Below are 3,805 nucleotides of genomic sequence, written 5' to 3'. Positions count from 1 at the left end.
CATAGCAAAAGCCCCGAGGTTTTGCCCGGGGCTTTAGGGTTTGTTGTTTTTGTGTTTATGCGCAGTCTTGGACGGCACGTTTTGTCATGACGCTGACGAGATGCGCGCGGTAGTCTTTGCTGCCATGCAGGTCGGCGATCATGTTCATCGGGTTGACGCTCAGCCCCATCAGTGCCTCGGCGCTGAAGGATTTGTTCAGGGCCTCTTCGGCCTCTGCCCACCGGAACACACCGTCTTCGCTGGCGCCGGTCACGGCCACGCGGACACCATCCGCGAACCGCGCCACGTAGACGCCGACCAAGGCAAATCGGGACGCAGGCTGCAGGAACTTCTGATAGCTCGCTGCCTGCGGCACCGGGAAGCGAACCGAGGTGATGATCTCACCTTCATCCAGCGCGGTGGCAAACATGCCCTGAAAGAAGTCATCCGCCGCGATCTGCCGCGCGTTGGTCACGATGGTCGCGCCCGAGCCCAGCACACCCGCCGGGTAACAGGCCGCCGGATCATTGTTGGCCACCGACCCGCCAATGGTGCCGCGGTTGCGCACCGCCGGATCACCGATCTGACCCGCCAAAGCCGCCAGCGCCGGATACGATCCCGCCGCCTCGCGCGCCACCGTGGCATGGGGCGTCGCCCCGCCAATGACGACCGAGCCGTCATCCTCGACACAGACACCCTGCATCTCGGCAATCCCACCCATGCTGACCAGCACCGAAGGGGCCGCCAGGCGCTGCTTCAGCGTCGGGATCAGCGTCTGACCCCCACCCAATGGCTGCGCATCCTCGGCCCCCAACGCAGCAACCGCGTCGGCAATGCTCGAGGGCTTTTCAAACTCGAAACTGTACATTCCGCTTTTCCTTTCCGAAGAGCGCAGATCCGCTCTTCATCTGGCTAAAAATACCTCGGGGGTCCGGGAGCTGGCCCCCGGACCGCCCTCTCGACTCAGCTGTTCATCGCCGCCCAGACGCGCGACGGGCTTACTGGCATATCGATGTGATCCACCGCCTTGCCGCCCGAGTTCATCGCATCCAGAACCGCATTGACCACCGCCGGCGGAGAGCCAATTGCCCCGGCCTCACCACAGCCCTTCACACCCAACGGGTTATGCGTACAGGGTGTTTGGCTGGAATGATCGACGCCATAGAAGGGCACATCATCAGCGCGCGGCATGGCGTAATCCATGAAGGACGCGCTCAGCAGCTGGCCATTCTCGTCATAGGCGCAGTTCTCAAGCAGAGCCTGGCCGATACCCTGGCCAATACCGCCATGGACCTGGCCATCCACGATCATCGGATTGACTATGTTGCCAAAGTCATCCGCCGCGGTGAAGGCTTCGATGCTGACCTGACCAGTCTCGGGGTCCAGCTCGACCTCGCAGGCATAAGCGCCCGAGGGGAAGGTGAAGTTGGCCGGGTCGTAGAACGCGGTCTCCTCCAGCCCCGGTTCCACCTCCAGCGGGAAGTTATGCGGCACGTAGGCTGTCAGGGTTACATCGCCCCAGGTCACCGACTTGTCGGTGCCCGCGACGCTGAACTGACCGTCCTTCAGCTCAATATCGGCCTCAGACGCCTCCAGCAGGTGGGCGGCAATCTTCTTGGCCTTGTCGATCACCTTCTCGGTGGCCTTCACCATGGCCGAGCCACAGACCGCCAGCGAGCGCGAGCCATAAGTGCCCATGCCGAACGGGATCTTCGAAGTGTCGCCATGCACGATCTCGACCATTGATTCATCAATGCCGATCATGTCGGCCACAACCTGCGGGAAGGCAGTCTCATGCCCCTGCCCGTGGCTGTGCGCGCCAACCATGACGCTGATCGAACCGGTGGCATTCACTCGCACGGTCGCCGCGTCATAGAGACCCGCCCGGGCCCCCAGCATGCCAACGATGTTCGAGGGCGCAATGCCGCACGCCTCGATATAGCAGTTGATGCCCAGACCGCGCAGTTTGCCCTTGGCCTCGCTGGCCGCACGGCGGGCCGCAAAGCCTGCCAGATCAGCCGCAGCCTCAAGCTTGTCCATGGTCCCGTTGTAATCCCCGGTGTCATAGGTCAGCGCGACCGGCGTGTCATAGGGGAACTGGGTGATGAAGTTCTGACGGCGCAGGGCAATCGGATCGACCCCCAGCTCGCGCGCGGCCTTGTCCACCACGCGTTCCAACTGGAACGTCGCCTCGGGCCGGCCCGCGCCGCGATAGGCATCCACCGGCACCGTATTGGTGAACATCGCCTTCACATTCACCTGAATGACCGGCGTCTTGTAATTGCCTGCCATCAGCGTGCCGTGCAGCCAGGTTGGCACGGAGCTGGAGAAGGTCGACAGATACGCCCCAAGGTTCGCGTAGGTGTTGGTCCGCAACCCGATGAAGTTATTGTCTGCATCCAGCGCCAGTTCGATTTTGCTGACATGATCCCGGCCATGGGCATCCGACATGAACGCCTCGGACCGGCTGGAGGTCCACTTCACAGGCCGGTTGCAGGCCTTGGCGGCGAAGGTACAGAACGCCTCTTCCGCATAGTGGAAAATCTTGGTGCCAAAACCGCCGCCCACATCCGGGGCCACCACTCGGACCTTATGCTCGGGCAGGCCCAGCACAAAGGCGCACATCAGCAGGCGGATCACATGCGGGTTCTGCGAGGTGGTATAGAGCGTGTACTCATCCGTGCCCCGCTTATACTCACCCACCGCCACACGCGGTTCCATCGGGTTGGCAACCAGGCGGTTGTTCACCAGATCCAGCGTGGTCACATGGGCCGCATTGGCGAAGACCTCATTGACCTTGGCGTCATCCGCTTCACCCAGCTGCCAATCATAGCAGATGTTGTTCTTCAGATCGTCATGGACCAGCGTCGCGCCCTCTTGCGCCGCGGCCTTCATGTCGATCACGGCGGGCAGTTCCTCGATCTCGAGGTCAATCGCCTCGGCCGCATCACGCGCCTGCTCCAGGCTGTCGGCCACAACGGCGGCGATGGGATCACCCACATGGCGCACCTTGCCCTGGGCCAGAATGGGATGCGCAGGCTCCTGCATGGGCGCGCCGTGCTTGTCCGTCACCTCCCAGCCGCAGGGCATGCCGCCCACGCCTTCGAAATCCTTGCCGGTGAACACCTTGACCACGCCCGGCATGGCCTCGGCCGCCGAGGTATCAAGGCTGGTGATCCGGCCATGCGCAACATCCGAGCGCAGGAAATGAACATAGGCCTGTCCGGCCACGTTGATGTCGTCGGTATAATTGCCTGCTCCGGTCAGAAAGCGCACGTCCTCGCGCCGCTTGGAACTGGCTCCGATGCCACTGTCTTTGGGCATTGCTTGTTCTCCTCCCTCGAGCCGCTTATTCGGCGGCGATGCTGCTGACGTCCTGGCCTGAAGCGGCCATGATCGCCTTGACGATGTTGTGATAGCCCGTGCAGCGGCACAGGTTGCCTTCCAGATACTTGCGGATCTCGGCCTCGGACGGGCGCGGATTGTCCTTCAGCAAGGCCGCCGCGCTCATCACCATGCCCGGTGTGCAGAAGCCGCATTGCAGCCCGTGGTGATCCTGAAACGCCTGCTGGATCGCATTGAGTGTCCCATCCTCGGAGGCCTGACCCTCGATCGTGCCAACCTCGGCCCCGTCGGCCTCAACCGCCAGCATGTTGCACGACTTCACAGCCTCGCCGTTCACATGCACCACACAGGCCCCACATTGCGCCGTATCACAGCCAACATGCGTCCCCGTCAAAGACAAATGATCCCGCAAAAAACCAGACAATAACGTCCGACCCTCAACTTCACCGCTCACAGACATGCCATTCACAGTCAGCGATAT

3 protein-coding genes are annotated in these 3,805 nt (G+C 62.3%); all 3 read right to left on the bottom strand.

Annotation, left to right across the window (positions count from 1 at the left end):
* Positions 1–55 precede the first annotated feature (55 nt).
* The gene (locus ACR0KL_RS22695; protein WP_170675953.1) at positions 56–847 is read right to left on the bottom strand and encodes an FAD binding domain-containing protein; all 792 of its coding nucleotides are present in this window, start codon (positions 845–847) and stop codon (positions 56–58) included.
* Between the two features lie 95 nt (positions 848–942).
* A complete protein-coding gene (locus tag ACR0KL_RS22690; protein ID WP_170675952.1) occupies positions 943–3,303 on the bottom strand; it encodes a xanthine dehydrogenase family protein molybdopterin-binding subunit in 2,361 nt (786 codons plus the stop codon).
* 25 nt (positions 3,304–3,328) lie between these two features.
* Positions 3,329–3,805 (bottom strand): (2Fe-2S)-binding protein (locus ACR0KL_RS22685; protein WP_480528132.1); only part of this gene is annotated, 477 nt, incomplete at its 5' end.

Source organism: Ruegeria sp. C8 (assembly GCF_056537565.1).
The sequence above is the reverse complement of the archived record's forward strand: the minus strand, read 5'-3'. Positions and strand labels throughout refer to the sequence as shown.

What these genes read in the sequence shown, in the direction of transcription:
- ACR0KL_RS22690 (WP_170675952.1), bottom strand. Translation starts at nt 3,303, where the DNA reads ATGCCCAAAGACAGTGGCATCGGAGCCAGTTCCAAGCGGCGCGAGGAC.
- ACR0KL_RS22695 (WP_170675953.1), bottom strand. Translation starts at nt 847, where the DNA reads ATGTACAGTTTCGAGTTTGAAAAGCCCTCGAGCATTGCCGACGCGGTT.